The 14,666-nt window shown below is 64.9% G+C and carries 11 protein-coding genes and 1 pseudogene; 6 read left to right on the forward strand and 6 right to left on the reverse strand.

Annotated elements, in window-relative coordinates:
- From AC3RCC_RS03780 to AC3RCC_RS03795, 4 genes are all read right to left on the reverse strand, one after another.
- Window positions 1–1,278: a TRAP transporter large permease gene (locus AC3RCC_RS03780; RefSeq protein WP_291650630.1), complete on the reverse strand. Its 1,278-nt coding sequence runs from the start codon at window positions 1,276–1,278 to the stop codon at window positions 1–3.
- Complete coding sequence (locus tag AC3RCC_RS03785; RefSeq protein WP_291650628.1) at window positions 1,262–1,837, reverse strand: TRAP transporter small permease; 576 nt, start codon at window positions 1,835–1,837, stop codon at window positions 1,262–1,264. The genes AC3RCC_RS03780 and AC3RCC_RS03785 overlap by 17 nt, the downstream gene beginning before the upstream one ends.
- Window positions 1,837–2,859 (reverse strand): TRAP transporter substrate-binding protein, encoded by a 1,023-nt coding sequence (locus AC3RCC_RS03790; protein ID WP_492257635.1) that lies wholly within the window; start codon window positions 2,857–2,859, stop codon window positions 1,837–1,839. Before AC3RCC_RS03790 ends, AC3RCC_RS03785 begins: the two co-directional genes overlap by 1 nt.
- 138 nt (window positions 2,860–2,997) lie before the next feature.
- On the reverse strand, window positions 2,998–3,957 hold the full coding sequence (locus AC3RCC_RS03795) for an SMP-30/gluconolactonase/LRE family protein (protein ID WP_291650624.1): 960 nt from the start codon (window positions 3,955–3,957) through the stop codon (window positions 2,998–3,000).
- 226 nt (window positions 3,958–4,183) lie between these two features.
- On the opposite strand from AC3RCC_RS03795, the gene AC3RCC_RS03800 reads away from it, so the two are divergent.
- The 6 genes and pseudogenes from AC3RCC_RS03800 (at window position 4,184) to AC3RCC_RS03825 (ending at window position 11,786) form a co-directional block, all read left to right on the forward strand.
- Complete coding sequence (locus AC3RCC_RS03800) at window positions 4,184–5,095, forward strand: LysR family transcriptional regulator (protein ID WP_291650622.1); 912 nt, start codon at window positions 4,184–4,186, stop codon at window positions 5,093–5,095.
- 80 nt (window positions 5,096–5,175) lie between these two features.
- A complete protein-coding gene (locus tag AC3RCC_RS03805) occupies window positions 5,176–6,108 on the forward strand; it encodes a hydroxymethylglutaryl-CoA lyase (protein ID WP_492257636.1) in 933 nt (310 codons plus the stop codon).
- Window positions 6,109–6,319: 211 nt separating this feature from the next.
- Window positions 6,320–6,528: pseudogene (locus AC3RCC_RS03810) on the forward strand (transposase); the annotation flags it as partial.
- A gap of 464 nt (window positions 6,529–6,992) precedes the next feature.
- Window positions 6,993–8,297 carry a UDP-glucose dehydrogenase family protein gene (locus tag AC3RCC_RS03815; RefSeq protein WP_492257637.1) on the forward strand — a complete coding sequence of 435 codons (1,305 nt, stop codon included), beginning with the start codon at window positions 6,993–6,995 and terminating at the stop codon, window positions 8,295–8,297.
- Window positions 8,298–8,490: 193 nt separating this feature from the next.
- Window positions 8,491–10,881, forward strand: a complete 2,391-nt coding sequence (locus AC3RCC_RS03820; protein WP_492257638.1) for a tetratricopeptide repeat protein — start codon at window positions 8,491–8,493, stop codon at window positions 10,879–10,881.
- 116 nt (window positions 10,882–10,997) lie between these two features.
- Complete coding sequence (locus tag AC3RCC_RS03825; protein ID WP_492257639.1) at window positions 10,998–11,786, forward strand: ABC transporter permease; 789 nt, start codon at window positions 10,998–11,000, stop codon at window positions 11,784–11,786.
- A gap of 357 nt (window positions 11,787–12,143) precedes the next feature.
- Here the strand turns inward: AC3RCC_RS03825 and AC3RCC_RS03830 are convergent, their stop codons facing one another.
- Together AC3RCC_RS03830 and AC3RCC_RS03835 are read right to left on the reverse strand one after the other, a co-directional pair.
- Window positions 12,144–13,655 (reverse strand): tail fiber domain-containing protein, encoded by a 1,512-nt coding sequence (locus AC3RCC_RS03830; RefSeq protein ID WP_492257640.1) that lies wholly within the window; start codon window positions 13,653–13,655, stop codon window positions 12,144–12,146.
- Between the two features lie 153 nt (window positions 13,656–13,808).
- Complete coding sequence (locus tag AC3RCC_RS03835) at window positions 13,809–14,624, reverse strand: glycosyltransferase family A protein (protein WP_492257641.1); 816 nt, start codon at window positions 14,622–14,624, stop codon at window positions 13,809–13,811.
- Between the last annotated feature and the right edge of the window lie 42 nt (window positions 14,625–14,666).

Genomic DNA, 14,666 nt, shown 5'->3' on the forward strand with positions numbered 1-14,666 from the left:
TTAGAAGGAGAGGTTTGGCAGCCAGGTGACGATGCCGGGGAAGATCGAGATCAGGACCAGAACGACCAGCGACCAGCCGAGGAAGGGCAAGAGCTGGACGGCGATGGGCCAGAGCGGAACGCGGCCGACCGCGCCGGTCACGAAGAGCAGCAGCCCGATCGGCGGGTGCAGCATCCCGATCATCAGGTTCAGCACGACGATCATGGCGAACTGGATCGGGTCGAGGCCGAGCTGGGCCTGGATCGGCAGCAGCGTCGGAACGAACATGACCAGGGCCGGCAGCGGCTCCAGGATCATGCCGACCACGAAGAGCATCACATTGACGATGAGCAGGATGATCAGCGGGTCATTCGAGATCGACAGGATGCCCTGCGAAATGCGCGTGGCGATGTGCGACTCGTTGAGCAGCCAGGCGAATGGTCCTGCCGCTGCGAGCAGAAACAGGATGACCGCGGAGGTCTTGCCGGCCGCCAGGAAAACCTCGCCGAGGCTGCGGACCTTGAGATCGCGATAGATCGCCATGCCGACGATCAGCGCATAGACGCAGATCACCCCGGCGGCTTCCGTCTCGGTGATCACGCCCGAGCGGATCCCGACGATGATCAGGACCGGCACCAGCAGCGCCCAGATCGAGGCGCGGGTGGACGTCGCCCGCTCGGCCCAGCTCGCGGCCGGCTTGGCGGCATAGCCCTCGCGCCGCGCCACCCAGGCGCAGATCGCCATATAGCCGGCAAAGAGCATCAGCCCCGGCACGACGCCGGCGAGGAACAGCTTGCCGATCGAGAGGTTGGCCATGATGGCGTAGATGATCAGCGGGATCGAGGGCGGCAGGATCGGGCCCAGCATCGCGCCGGCGGCGATCACGGCGGCGGCATAGCCGGGCTTGTAACCCTCCTTCTTCATCGACGGGATCAGGATCGAGCCGGTCGCGGTCGCATCGGCGACGGCCGAGCCCGAGATGCCGGCCATGATGAGGTTCGTCATCAGGGCGACCTGGGAGAGGCTGCCGCGCAGATGGCCGACCATGGCCGTGGACCATTCGATCAGGCGGCGGGTGACGCCGCCGCGGTTCATGATCTCGCCGGCCAGCACGAAAAGCGGCACCGTGATCAGCGCCGCGCTGTCGACGCCGGACACCACGGTCAACGGCGCCATCACCGGATCGATGCCACCATGCATCACCATGCCGATGAGGGCGGCGAGGATCATCGCAAAGCCGACATCGAGCCCCGCGACGAGCAGGCCGAAAAAGATCAGCGTACTAATGATGATCATCATGATCGGTCACCGCATCTACGCCGAGACGGCCGCCCATCAGCGTGTCCGCGATGCGCAGGGCCAGGAAGATGACAAGCAGGATGAGCCCGGCGAGGAGCGCCCCGTACATCACGTCGTAATAGAAGGGCGTGCCCATGATCGCCTGGAAGGAGCCGACTTCCAGCAATTGCCAGCCGTTCACGAGCAACGCGATGGCGATCACCATCATCACCACGTCCAGGAACACGCCGGAGACGCGCCGGACACTTTCCGGCAGGAAATGCTGGATCACCTCGATCCGGATATTGGCGCGACTGCGGACGCCGAGCGCAAAGCCCAGAAAGGCCATCCAGACCATGCCGATCCGCGCGATCTGGTCATGTGCGTCGAACTGAGTCTTCAGCACATAGCGGTCGGCGACCTGGCCGACGGTGAAGGCGAGCACCACCGTCAGGGCCAGGACGACTAGGATCTTGACCAGGGTCTCGAGGATGTGGACCGGAACGGTCAGCATGCGCACACCCTCCGGGCGCGCGGGCACCTCCGCCCGCGCCCGTGCATCGGCGTCCGAGAGGGCCATCAGGCCTCCTGCAGCTTGCGCAGCCGCGCGACGAAGCCCTTCGGCCACATCTTGCCCTCGAGATCGTCCTCGACGCCGGCGACCGCCCTGCGGAAGGCGGCGATGTCGGGAACGACATAGGTGCAGCCGGCCTTCTTCAGGATTTCGATCGCATCCGTGTCGAGCTGCTTGGTCAGCTGGGTGGTGACCATGCCGGCCTCCCGCGAGGCCTTGCGGAAGAGTTCGCGATCAGCCTCGTTCAGGCCCTTCCACAGCCGCTCGGAGCCGAAGAAGCCGACGAGCTCGTTGACATGGTCCGTCGCCGACCAGAACTTCGCGGCCTCGTGGAAGCGCGGCGGAATCGCGAGGTCGAAGCCGTTGTCCTGGCCGTCGACCGTGCCGCGCGAAAGAGCGCTGTAGATTTCCAGCATGCCGAGCGGCGTCGACTGGGCGCCAAGGCGGTCGAACATCGCCCGCAGCATGGGGATGGCCGGGATCCGAAGGCGCAGGCCCTTGACGTCCTCCGGCATCATGATCGGCCCGCGCGTGCTCTGGATGGCGCGCGATGAGCGCTGCCCCCAGGCGCCGAAGACGCGCACCCCGGCGCTCGTCGCCATCTTGTCGAACATACCCTGCAGTTCGGCATCGGAGTTGATGATCTTCTCCGCCCACTCCCCGTTCTTGAACAGGTAGGGGACGTAGAACACGTTGAAGGCTTCCCCACCGCGCACGAAGGAGATCGACGATAGCCCGAAATAGGAAAAATCGACCGTTCCGAGCTGCATCGCCGACAGAAGCTGTGCAATGTCGCCGAGCTGGCCGTCGGTGTAGACGCTGACATTGTAGCGGCCACCGCTCTCGCTCTCGACGACCTCCTTGAAACGGTTCAGCGCCTTGTGCCAGGGGCTGTTGACCAATGCGATCGTCGCGATCTTCAGGGTCTTGGTCTGGGCCCGCGCGATGCTGGGCATGCCGAGCGCGGTGCCAGCACCGCCGAGCAGGGCGCCGCCCATCAAGGTACGTCGGTCGATCCGGATCGTCATCTGTTTCTCCCTCTTTTCGGTAGCGTTGACCGCCCCGGCTTGTATCGGTTGCTTCGCTTCCGGCGTACGGCGCAGATGGGGCTTCGCGGCCCGGCAGAGAGCCGGATCTGCGCGCGCTCGCCGGGGTTCGCTGCTGTCTCAGAATTCCCAGTGGACCGGCGGCGCCCCGGCGATGGGCGAGCGGAAGCTCGCCAGATGGGGCGCGAAGAGCGAGCCGAGATAGACCGTCTTCAGGTCGGGGCCACCGAAAGCGATGCCGGAAAGATTGCCGGCCGGGCGCCGTCCGCCTGCATCGAGATGCGCGCGGGTATAGGTGCCGTTCTGGAAGGCCTGCTCGGCCTCGTCGATCGCCTTTGCGTCGCTGTCCTCGAAGATCACCTGCTGCACGCCGTCCTGCGTGGTGCGGATGACCCGGTTGGACACCACGGTCACGGTCCAAACCGCACCTTCGGCATCAAAGGCGAAACCGTCGGGGAAGCTCGCCGCGCCATACTGGGCGAAGGTCTCGCGCGGGCCGAGCGAGCCGTCTTCGGAAATGGCGAAGCGGCTGGTCCGGCGTGCGATCGTCTCGTTGACATAGAGCCAGCGCCCGGTTGGATCGACGATCGCCTCGTTGGTGAACCCGAGCCCCTCGGCAACGACCCTTGCCCCCTTCTCGTCGATGAGGATGATGTAGCCGTCGGCATGGCCCTTCTTCATCGAATGCTCACGCGGGATCAGCTTGGTCGAAACGCTGACCCAGACGCGGCCCTTGGCGTCGGTGCCCACGAAATTCGTCGGCTCGATATGGCGGCCGTCGATCTCCAGCAGCTTGGGGGACATCTCGCCATCGGGGCGCATGTGCCAGACGCCGCCTTCCGGCCCGAGATCGGCGATCAGGAAGCTGCGGTCGGGCATCAGCGCGAAGCCGTTGGGCAGAAACCCGTTCGGCCCGTTCTTCGCACGGATCAACTCGGTCCTGCCGTCGCTGCGTATGACCGCGATGCCGCCGCGCTTGTCGGGCATGAAAAGGTCGCCGGACCGGGTCGCCATGACGCATTCGGCGCGTGAAAGATCCTCGCCCACATAAGCGAGCGCGCTCGTATCGACGGAAAGCATTTGAATTCCTTGTAGACGTCATCCAACCCGATACGGCTACCGCTTGCTGCCGGTGCCGATTTATGTTCGCTCACCGCCATTGGCTGCGGTGTTGGACAGAGAGCCTACTCGAAGCCGGGCCGGCGAATAGTCGTGAATCGGAACGCCCGCGTTCTCGATCCGTGAACACACATATCGAGGAACGAGACGAGGTATGAATTTCCGGCCGGATCTGACCACGTTGCGCATGTTTCTGGCCGTTTACCGGCAAGGGAACATGACCAAGGCGGCGGAACGCGAGCACATCGCCCCCTCCGCCATCAGCAAGCGCATCCAGGATCTCGAGCTCGAGATCGGCACCCCCCTGTTCTACCGCCACGCGCGCGGCATGACCGCGACTCCCGCCGGGGACGCGCTGGCCAGGCACACGGCTGGCTTGTTCGACGACGTGAACCGGATGGCGGCGGAACTCAGCGTCTTCAGCAAGGGCGAAGAGGGGCAGGCCCGGCTCCATGCGCATCAGTCCGCGGTCGTGCAGCATCTGCCGCAGGAGCTCGCGGCCTTCCGGACAGCTTATCCGAAGATCAAGATCCTGCTGCGCGAGGAGACCAGCCCGAACGTGGTCCAGTCCATGCAGGACGGGCTGGGCGACATCGGCATCTTCGCCGAACATAGCCAATTGCCCGAAGGGCTGGAAATCTACGAGTACAAGCGGGATCCGCTGGTGGCGCTGATGCCCCACTCTCACCCGCTGGCGGCACGCGCATCGCTGACGCTGCCGGAGATCACCGGCTATGATTTCATCAGCCTGGAAACCGGCTCCTCGCTGCAGGTGCTGCTCGCCAACTCGGCTGCGCAAGCAGGCGTCGACATCTCCTTCCGGATCGAGGTCGTCACTTTCACCGCAGCCGTGCAGATGGTCGAATACGGCTTCGGGATCACGATCGTGCCCGCCGGCATTGCGCGCATCTACTGCGCCAAGGACAGGATCGTGGCCGTGCCGTTCTCCGATTCCTGGGCGCTGCGCCGGCTGATGATCTGCACGCGCGACGAGCCCAAGCTCACTGCCGCCGCCAGGCTGCTTCTCAACCATCTGCGCGGCCCCGATGCGGTGCCCCTGCATTTGCCTGCCACGAAGGGCTCGCTTCCCAATCGATAATGGTCGCCCACGACGCAGCTCGCTAAGTCCTCAGGATGAAGGCGGCGCGGGAATGCGACGCCGCCATGGGAGGATTAGTGATGGCCAGCGTCGAAATCGTCGAAGTCGCACCGCGCGACGGGCTTCAGAACATCGCGGCGTTCGTTCCGACCGATTCGAAGCTGGAGCTGATCCACGCCCTCGTGGCGGCCGGCGTGAAGCGGATGGAGATCGGCTCCTTCGTCAGCCCGAAGGCGATTCCGCAAATGGCCGATATGGACGAGGTCGTCGCCCGCCTCGGGCCGTTGCCGGGCCTCCACAAGGTGGCCCTCGTGCCAAACGGCAAGGGCGCGCGTCGCGCGATCGCGGCCGGCATCGATGAGCTGATCTTCGTGATCTCGATGTCGAACGCGCACAATATGAGCAATGTGCGCCGCCCGACCGCCGCCTCGATCGAGGATCTCAAGGCGACCCTGGCGGAGGTCGACCCCGATAACCGCCTGACCGTCCGCGTCGGCCTGGCGACAAGCTTCCACTGCCCTTTCGAGGGCACGATGGACGAGGATGCGGTGTTCGCGACCATCGGTGAGATCGCAAAAATCCGCGCCGACATCGAGCTGACGCTGGCCGACACGACCGGCATGGCGCTGCCCGACCATGTCGGCCGGATGGCGCAGCGTTGCCTGGCCGCCTATCCGTCCATGCGCTGGTCGTTCCACGGCCACGATACGGCCGGTTTCGGCATCGCCAATGTGCTGGCTGCCTATCAGGCAGGAATCCGCTCGTTCGACGGTGCGGCCGGCGGTCTCGGCGGCTGTCCCTTCGCGCCCGGCGCGACCGGTAACATCGCCAGCGAGGATCTGGTCTATCTGTTCGAGCGCATGGGCGTGGATACGGGCATTGACCTCGCCAAGCTGCTTGAGGCCGCCGAGCTTGCGCTGTCCTTCGCCCCGCAGACCGTGCGCAGCCACGTCCTCGCCATGCCACGCGAACGTGCGATGGCCGGCGGTGGTCCGGCGGCCTGTGCTGCCTGAGCCATTTCGCGCTCCGATGCGCGGGCTGCGCGTGCAGCCCGCGTCAATCACCGCTTGGCTGTTTCGAACTGGTCCTTGCGTTTCCTGGACGCTCCCCGATCAGGACGTCCTTGCCGCCGCGGCGGTATATCCATTGCCTCCGCCGCCAACGGTGTAGGCCTTTTCGGCGCTCCAGCCGCAAAGGCCTCGCCTGCGCCAGATGAGCGGGGAAGCCGGCGTGAAACTCCGCCATCTGCCGCCCTACAGCCCCGACTTCAATCCCATCGAGAAAACGTCTTCGCTAAGCTCAAGGCCCTGCTGCGCAAGGCCGCCGAGCGAGCCGTCGATGCCCTATGGCCCGCCATCGGCCGCATCATCGATCCCTTCTCGCCCAGCGGATGCGAAAACGACTTCACCGCGGCAGGATACGATGCAAACTGATCGGAAAGCGCTCCAGCGGCCGGATGGGCCAGGTCGCTTATGTGCCGATCGGCGCTGTCATCGCGAAAACGGGATGCATCCTGAAGCTGCTCGCCGAGAAGCGCGGTGAGTTCGCCCGGACTGGCGATCACTTTGTGGCGGTATGCGAAAAGTCGTCACGTCAATCGAGAGGACGGTCGCAGATATGCGTCTTTCGGGGGCGCTGATGAGTGTTTGCTGTATGGGTTCCAGCAATAGCCATGTTTAAAAATTCATAAAGCGCCATTATGGGTTATATTTTCAAGAAAGATGCCAATCTAAAGAATTTATACGACGGCTAAAATTTAATTCCGGGCCGGTTGGTGCAATGGCGTAAGTCGCGTCTGAAAGGGCTGGCGGGTCCATTTGCTGCGGTGTAGACAGCACAGTATTGCTCTTTGTATGTAAGCGCTGAAATTGACGCTGTCGAAAGGTAAGAGTGCCGCATGCGCGTTACGATGATTGGCTCGGGCTATGTCGGCCTGGTTTCGGGGGCGTGCTTCGCTGATTTCGGCCATGAGGTGATCTGCGTCGACCTGGACGCCGGCAAGATCGCGGCGCTGAACCGCGGCGAGATCCCGATCTTCGAGCCCGGGCTGGACGAGCTCGTGGCGAGCAATGTGCGGGCCGGGCGGCTCTCCTTCACCACCGAGCTGGCGGCGTCGGTGCGCCATGCCGAAGCGGTCTTCATCGCGGTCGGAACGCCCTCGCGCCGCGGCGACGGCCATGCCGATCTGTCCTATGTCCATCAGGCGGCGCGCGATGTCGCGGCCGCGATCGGCGGCTTCACGGTCGTGGTCACCAAATCGACCGTGCCGGTCGGGACCGGCGACGAGGTCGAGCGGATCATGCGCGAAGCCCGGCCGGATGGCGATTTCGCGGTGGTCTCGAACCCGGAATTCCTGCGCGAAGGCGCGGCGATCGCCGATTTCAAGCGCCCGGACCGGATCGTCATCGGCACCGAGGATCCGCGCGCCCGCAAGGTGATGGAAGAGCTCTACCGGCCGCTCTATCTCAACGCGGCGCCGCTCCTGTTCACGGCGCGGCGCACCTCCGAGCTGATCAAATACGCCGCCAACGCCTATCTGGCGACCAAGATCACCTTCATCAACGAGATCGCCGATCTGTGCGAGCAGGTCGGCGCCAATGTCCAGGAGGTGGCGCGCGGCATCGGCCTCGACAACCGCATCGGCGGCAAGTTCCTGCATGCCGGGCCGGGCTATGGCGGCTCCTGCTTCCCGAAGGACACGCTGGCCTTGATGAAGACGGCGCAGGACATGGCGAGCCCGCTGCGCATCGTCGAGACCGTGGTCGCGGTCAACGACCAGCGCAAGCGCGCCATGGCCCGCAAGGTCGTCGCCGCCTGCGGCGGTTCGGTCAGGGGCAAGCGCATCGCCGTGCTCGGCCTCGCCTTCAAGCCGAACACCGACGACATGCGCGAGGCGCCCTCGCTCGCCATCATCACGGCGCTGACCGATGCCGGGGCGCAGATCGTCGCCTATGATCCGGAAAGCATGGACAGCGCCCGCCCGCTGCTGCCCGAGATCACTTACGCCCCCGACGCCTATGCCTGTCTCGAAGGCGCCGACGCCCTGGTGATCGTCACCGAATGGAACGCCTTCCGCGCACTCGACCTCGACCGGGTCAAGGCGGCGCTGAAGCGGCCCGTCGTCATCGACCTGCGCAACATCTACCGCTCGAGCGAAATGCGTCAGCGCGGCTTCGAATACCTCAATATCGGAAACGCATGAGGATCAATGCCGCCGGCGCGCATGAAGCGTCATGGCGCCAGATCCTACCGGAGAACGAACTCAAGCCGGCTGGGCAGTTGCAGGCCGGGTTGATAGGGATGCGAATATCGACGCATGGCAAATTTGCTATGATCGTCCATTTCCAACCGTATCGGATTTGGATTCGGTGGCGGCAGGAGACGATAAGGAAGAGATGGGCATTCTCCTGCGGTTCTACGCGTCCCTTCAAAATCTCCGCTTCGATCAGGCTCTGCGGAAACGCGATGCGGATGCGCTCTCGGCATTCGCTGGCGAGAGCGGTTTCCGGGCAAGGCCTCGGCAGGCGCTGGCGGCCGCGCGCCTGCTGATCGAGCAGGGGCGGCCGGTTGCCGCGGCTGCCCTGGTTCAGAATGCGCTTTTAGCCGAACCGGGCCAGAAGGAGCTGATTCTCGCCCTGAGGGAAGCCGTTCAAGGGATTGTCGTTACCGCTTTCTCGCCTGCGGCCGAGGAGCTGGCACGGCGTGCCGATGCCGCGCGCGATGCAGGCCATTCGGCAGAGGCGGCCACTCTCTATGGGGAAGCGCTTTCGATCTTGCCCGACGCCACGCATTGGCGTGTCCAGCGTGCGAACATGCTCAAGGATTCGGGCGACCTTGCCGCCGCCGTGCCGGAATACCGCCGCGCCCAATTGGAGCGGCCGGAGGATGCCGACATCCCGCTTCAGCTCGGCCGCGCTCTGAAGCAGGCCGGCAAAAACGACGAAGCCCGCGAGAGCTTTCGCGAAGCTCTGCGGCGAGATCCCGCAAATCGCGCCGCTCGCGATGAACTCGCTTGGCTCGGCGAGCCGCAGGACCAGGTCCAGCAAACGCTCGCCGCGCTCGAGCGCGGAGAGCCTTCTGCGCTTTTCGCGCTCGCTGACGTGCTTTCCAACCTGCAGGCAAACTTTTCGCGGATCGAGCGACTGTTGCCTTCGGCCTCGGCCGGTTCAACCTTCCCGCCCGAACTCCATGCTCTCTTCCGGCGTCATTGCCCGTCACCGGCCGCGCCTGCCGGGCGCGCCGCGTTCCGCCTGGCGATCCTGATCGACGCCGATGCTGGAACGGATCGCAGCTTCCATGCCCGGCTCGACGCGCTGATCGCTCTGGCGAGCCGCGACGTCGTCCTGATCGCGACCGTGACTGATGCCGGCCGGCGCGACGACATCCTGCGCCGAGCGGCGCCCGAGGCGGACAGGCTGCTGATCTGTCGCGCCAGCTTGACGCTTCCCGAACTGGTGGCGCTTCTCGGCGAGTACGGATGCCAGGGCCTGCTGGTCCTGGAGGGCGAAACCCTTCCCGATGCGGTCGCGCCCGGCTGGCTCTCCCTTGCGCTTCAGCGCGCCGAGTCCGCCTATGCCGATGGCGAGAGCGGCACGCTGCGCCCCGATGGGGGGATCGAGCATCACGCCCCCATCCTGCGCTCGCGCCATGACCCGCAGCGCGGCATCGTTGCTCCGGGCCGAGCCCTCGCGCTGAGAAGCGCGATGCTGGCGGAGATCGCGGCCGCGCAACCGGACCTGCCTGCGACGATCGCCGCCTTCTGGGCGGTAGCGGCTCATCGCGCCGCGCCACTGCACATTCCGCTTTTCCTGGCCTGCGACATAGGCGCCGCGCCGGCGGTTTCCCTTGAGGCCTCTCTGGCATTCGCCGGAGCGCCTGTCGCCATCGGCTGCGTGATCCCGACCCGCAGCCACGCCGAAGATGCGGAGCGCTTCGTCCACTCGCTGCGGAGGACGGCTCGCTACCCCGAAGCGCTGTCGATCATCGTCGTCGACAACGGCGTCTCCGGCGAGGGCCTGGCTGCGCTTGCGCGGCTGTCGGAAGAGGGCGTCAGGATTCTGCGGGACCACGAGCCCTTCAACTGGTCGCGGCTGAACAACCGAGCCGCGGCCGAACTCGGCGAGGCGCAGATCCTGCTCTTCGCCAATGACGACATGGAGATGCTGACGCAGCATTGGGATGATGAGCTGCGCGCGGTCCTGGCGCGCGACGGCGTTGGCGCCGTCGGTGTCAAGCTCCTCTATCCGGACCGGACCATACAGCATGCCGGCCTTCTCTGCTCCTGGGCCGGGCGCCCGGAACATGAGGGCCGTGGCGAAGCGGAGGATGCGGCCGGTCCTGCAGGGCGCTGGCAATGCCGGCGCACGGCGCTGGCCGTGACTGGTGCCTTCCTGGCGACGGTCCGCGCCGATTACGAGGCGGTCGGCGGCTTCGATCCCGATTTTCCGCTCGGGCTCAATGACGTCGATTTCTGCCTGCGACTGCGCGAACTGGGCCGCAGCACCGTCTACACGCCGCATGTGGCGTTGTTTCATCACGAATCGAAAACACGCGGCAAACATGCCGCCGACACGGCGCAGGCGGCCCGGGCCGCGGCGGAAGATGTACGTTTCGCGGCGCGCTGGCCAGCCCGGCTCATGCTCGACCCCACCGTCAATCCCAATTGGTCAGAGTCCTTGGCACCGTTTCGCGCCTATCGGGCGCCCGCGGGCGCCGCCGTCCTGCGCTATCTCGACGACCAGCTTGCGGAAGCGACCGCGGCTTTTCGGCACGATCCGACGCGATGACTACCGGATCGATCGTTGTTTTCGTTTTCCGCCGGTGGTCCGACGACCTTTGAGTAGCGAAGGAGCTGTGATACCCGAGCGGTCAGCGGCGGAAAGCTCCAACTGCGGGTTCCGATTTGTCCCATCAGCCTACCCTGCGTGATGCGCTCTCGGTCAAGCAACGGGTCTACCAGGCGCTGATCGTGCGCTATCTGGTCGGACGGTACGGCCGCGGCAATATCGGCTTCCTGTGGGTCGTCGCCGAGCCGATGCTGTTCTGCGGCGGCGTCATGCTGGTGTGGACGATCACGAAGGGAAGCGCCACGCACGGGATCAACGTCGTCGCTCTCGCCTATACCGGCTATCTGCCCCTGCTCCTGTGGCGCCATCTGTCGTCGATGCAGAACCTTCTGAGAGCGAGCAAGCATCTGACGATCTTCCGCGACATTCATCTTCTGGACGCGGTCTTCACGCGTTTCCTGCTCGATTTCGTTTCCATCTCGGCGAGTGCCCTGATCGTCTATCTGGTCCTGCAGGCGGCGGGCTCCATGCCCGAGGCCCATGACTGGTCCGACATCCTTCATGGCTGGTTCCTGATGGGCGCGCTCGGCTTCGGTGCCGGCCTCCTGACCGCGGCGCTCAGCGAACTCTCCGAGATCGTGGAGAAGCTCGTCGGACCGGTTCAGTATTTCCTGCTGCCGTTCTGCGGCTGCTTTTATATGGTGACATGGCTGCCGGATTCCGCGAAGGAGGTGGTCTGGTACATACCGCTCGTGCATTCTTACGAGCTGATCCGAGGCGGATTTTTCGGCCCCGAGATCCCGACCTATGCGACACCCGCCTATAGTTGGGCATGGGCGCTGGCGCTGGCCGGCCTCGGCTTCGCCGTCTTCCGTCTGGTCGAAGACCATGTCGGCCAGAAATAGCAGGCGACATCGCGCTATCGAAATCTTGAGCGCTCCGGTCACGGCCGGGGCATACGGAGAGACAAGCTCCTCGTCGAAAACTGACGAGACCATATCAATACGCTGCGGCCGCCCGGCTCACTTGGCTACACACCGCCGTCTTCCGAGGTCTTCATTCCTGCGATGACCACAGGGGGCGGCTGAGCAAGCCAAGCCGACTACGCTGCGAGCAAGGCATGGCGCGGTCGGCTACCGGCCTTCTACCCGGCCCTCTTGGCTGGGGCCTATCCGACGAAGAACGACTGCTCGGCCAAGTCGACCGATGCTCAGCATTCCCGGCACGTTCCGATCGCCAAGGCGTGCCCCGCCCCCGCAACGCTATTGGCGCGGCGTCCGTTCCAGGCGGTCGACACGCGCTGAAAGCTCCCTGATCGCCTGAACCATCGGGGCGATAAGCTGATCATAGCGTAGCGACTGGCGGCTTTCCGGGTCGTCGGGGTCGTCGAGCAGCCAGATGCCACAATCGACTCCGGCCGCTTCCAGCGCCGCACGGACTTCCTGAGCCATCAGCCCGACATGGCAGCGGCTACCAGCGCGGGGTGTCTCGACGATGCGGATCTGCGCCGGCTCCGGGGTTTCCCCCGCCTCCGGCACCGGCGCCGGCTCGGAGCGCTCCTCGACGAGCAGTCCGCCCTCGCGCCAGCGGAACAGTTTCGGACGCAATGCCAGGACGAAATCGAGCCCAAGCGGGCAATCGCGCACATCCGTCTTGAGACGCTGGTCGGAGGACTGGATGACACCGCCTGCTGCATAGACACTGGCCCAGCGATAGCTGGAGCTGCCGAGGCTATGGGCATTGTCGGCGGCTGGGGCCACCGTTCCCGCAACCGTGAGTTTTGCATGGGGTGTGGTCACGCCGAGACCGAGATCGCCGGCCGCCGTCAATCGCAAGCGTTCGGTCAGTGTCCCGCCCGCCGGAGTGGTCGAGAAGCTCAGACGGCCCGGCACTGCGCCGCTGCTCACGGTGGTGTCGACAGCGGCGGTGATCGAGGCGGAGCGTTGGAAGGCTGCGCCGTCGCTGGCTTCGAAATGCATGCCCCCGATTGCGTCGTTTCCGGCTGCGGCTGCGTGCGTCCCGATGGCGACGCCTCTGCTCTTGGCGAAGACGAGGCCGTTAGGTCCACCGGAGTTGCCGACCCAACGGCTCAGCAGCAGGCCCGATCCTGCGGAGGTATTGTTCATCTGGAAGGACGGCCGGACCGAGAAGGCCACGGCGATATTGCTGGTGTCGCCGGTCAGCGAGGTGATCAGGTGGCCTTCCGAGGTGAAGTGAAGCCGCGTGCGATCGGCGGTGCGCAGATCGAGCTGAAGTGGGGTCGCCGCCAGGCTCGAGGTCCAGTTGGTTCCGTTTTCCGAAAGCTTGAGCTCGAACGCCTGCGAGCCGGTGAGGCCGAACTCGGCCCGGCCGGAAAAGCCGGTCTGGAAGACAACGCTCGCGGTGTTCGGGGTGGCGATCCGACTCACCGCGATGCGACAGTCGCCGCTTTCCTCTGCCGCAGCGTGAAACAGCGCGGTCGACGAACGCACGGCCAGGCGCGCGGCGAGCGAGGCTGGCATGTTGATGCCGAGGCTGTCGGCCAGCTGCGCCTTGACTGGTTGCCAGGCGCCCTCGGACCAGACCCTCAGCGCGCCGTCCTGCTCCAGGAACGCGATCCACCCAGGGCCAGGCGAGATGAAGCGCCAGCCGCTTTCCTCTTTTTCCGCGATGTCGCCGGCTGCGCCGCCCTCGATCGCGTTGAGCAGCAGTACACGGTCACCGGTCCCGGCCCCTTCGGGCAGGGCGCTCACCATGGTCTTGGCCGTCAGATGGACGATGTCGTCGAGCGCCATCAGCGCATCGTTATGCGTGACATGCTTCTGGGCCTGGCCGGCGGCGAGAAATGGCAGACCGAGGCGCGGTGTCGAGGATGCGGACATGGCGGACCCCCTCTTAGAGTGAGATCCTGTATATATGAAAAAAATCCTATGTCAAGGATATCATGCTTATTGCGCGCGGCGCCGGATCTCTCCGAGCAAGGTGTCCCCGTAGCGGCTCCTGAAATCGACTTCGATCGCGGCAATCGCACGATCATTGCCGCCCTGCTCGTTGAAGTTCTTGTAGAGAGAATGATCGTTGGTCGTTTCCGGCAATGAATTGACCCGGTAGTCGGGGTGAATCATGAAAACCGGCACGTCCAGGATCGCGCTGTGCCATTTGAACCAGAGGTCGTCGACAGTGCGCGCCAGTGCGACGCCGCGCTGCATGTCGAGCACGTCCGGATGGAAGAAGACGGTGTTGTAGAGCACGCCGTCCTTGCCGGTCGGCAGGTTCAGCACACTTCTGGAGGCGCCCGGCTGGCGGCGCATCCAGGAACGATAGCCCATCCAGCCATCGGCGTCGTAGGCCATCTGGTGACCGCGATAGCAGACGATGCAGTTCTGCAGACGGTAATGGAAGTACAGATCCGACACCCAGCTCGGAGGATAGAGGGTATCGTCGTCGGCTGTGACTACGAGCGAGGATTGGCCGAGCCGTTCCTCGAGCAATGGCACGAGTTTGCGGTAGGAGCCGATATTGCGGACGAAATGGACCTCGATCCGCGGCGCGTGCGCCTCGATCACCCGCATGCACGCTTCCGGCAATGTGTCGATGCCCTCGTCGAGAAGAAAGGCGTCGCGCGACACGTACAGACGGATCGTCAGATTCGGATAGCTTTGCCGGGCCAGCGATTCGAGCGTGAGATGCAGGGTCAGCAGGCGGGCGTGGATGGTCGTCAAGCTGATCGTGATCGGTTCGGCGGTCGACGATGGGCTGGGCATGACAGTCTCAGGAGTGGCGTGGCGGTTGTCTGGGGAAGGTGT

The organism is Allobosea sp. GW823-FHT01F03 (genome assembly GCF_058798075.1).

What these genes read in the sequence shown, in the direction of transcription:
- AC3RCC_RS03780 (WP_291650630.1), bottom strand. Translation starts at nt 1,278, where the DNA reads ATGATGATCATCATTAGTACGCTGATCTTTTTCGGCCTGCTCGTCGCG.
- AC3RCC_RS03785 (WP_291650628.1), bottom strand. Translation starts at nt 1,837, where the DNA reads ATGGCCCTCTCGGACGCCGATGCACGGGCGCGGGCGGAGGTGCCCGCG.
- AC3RCC_RS03790 (WP_492257635.1), bottom strand. Translation starts at nt 2,859, where the DNA reads ATGACGATCCGGATCGACCGACGTACCTTGATGGGCGGCGCCCTGCTC.
- AC3RCC_RS03795 (WP_291650624.1), bottom strand. Translation starts at nt 3,957, where the DNA reads ATGCTTTCCGTCGATACGAGCGCGCTCGCTTATGTGGGCGAGGATCTT.
- AC3RCC_RS03800 (WP_291650622.1), top strand. Translation starts at nt 4,184, where the DNA reads ATGTTTCTGGCCGTTTACCGGCAAGGGAACATGACCAAGGCGGCGGAA.
- AC3RCC_RS03805 (WP_492257636.1), top strand. Translation starts at nt 5,176, where the DNA reads ATGGCCAGCGTCGAAATCGTCGAAGTCGCACCGCGCGACGGGCTTCAG.
- AC3RCC_RS03815 (WP_492257637.1), top strand. Translation starts at nt 6,993, where the DNA reads ATGCGCGTTACGATGATTGGCTCGGGCTATGTCGGCCTGGTTTCGGGG.
- AC3RCC_RS03820 (WP_492257638.1), top strand. Translation starts at nt 8,491, where the DNA reads ATGGGCATTCTCCTGCGGTTCTACGCGTCCCTTCAAAATCTCCGCTTC.
- AC3RCC_RS03830 (WP_492257640.1), bottom strand. Translation starts at nt 13,655, where the DNA reads ATGGCGCTCGACGACATCGTCCATCTGACGGCCAAGACCATGGTGAGC.
- AC3RCC_RS03835 (WP_492257641.1), bottom strand. Translation starts at nt 14,624, where the DNA reads ATGCCCAGCCCATCGTCGACCGCCGAACCGATCACGATCAGCTTGACG.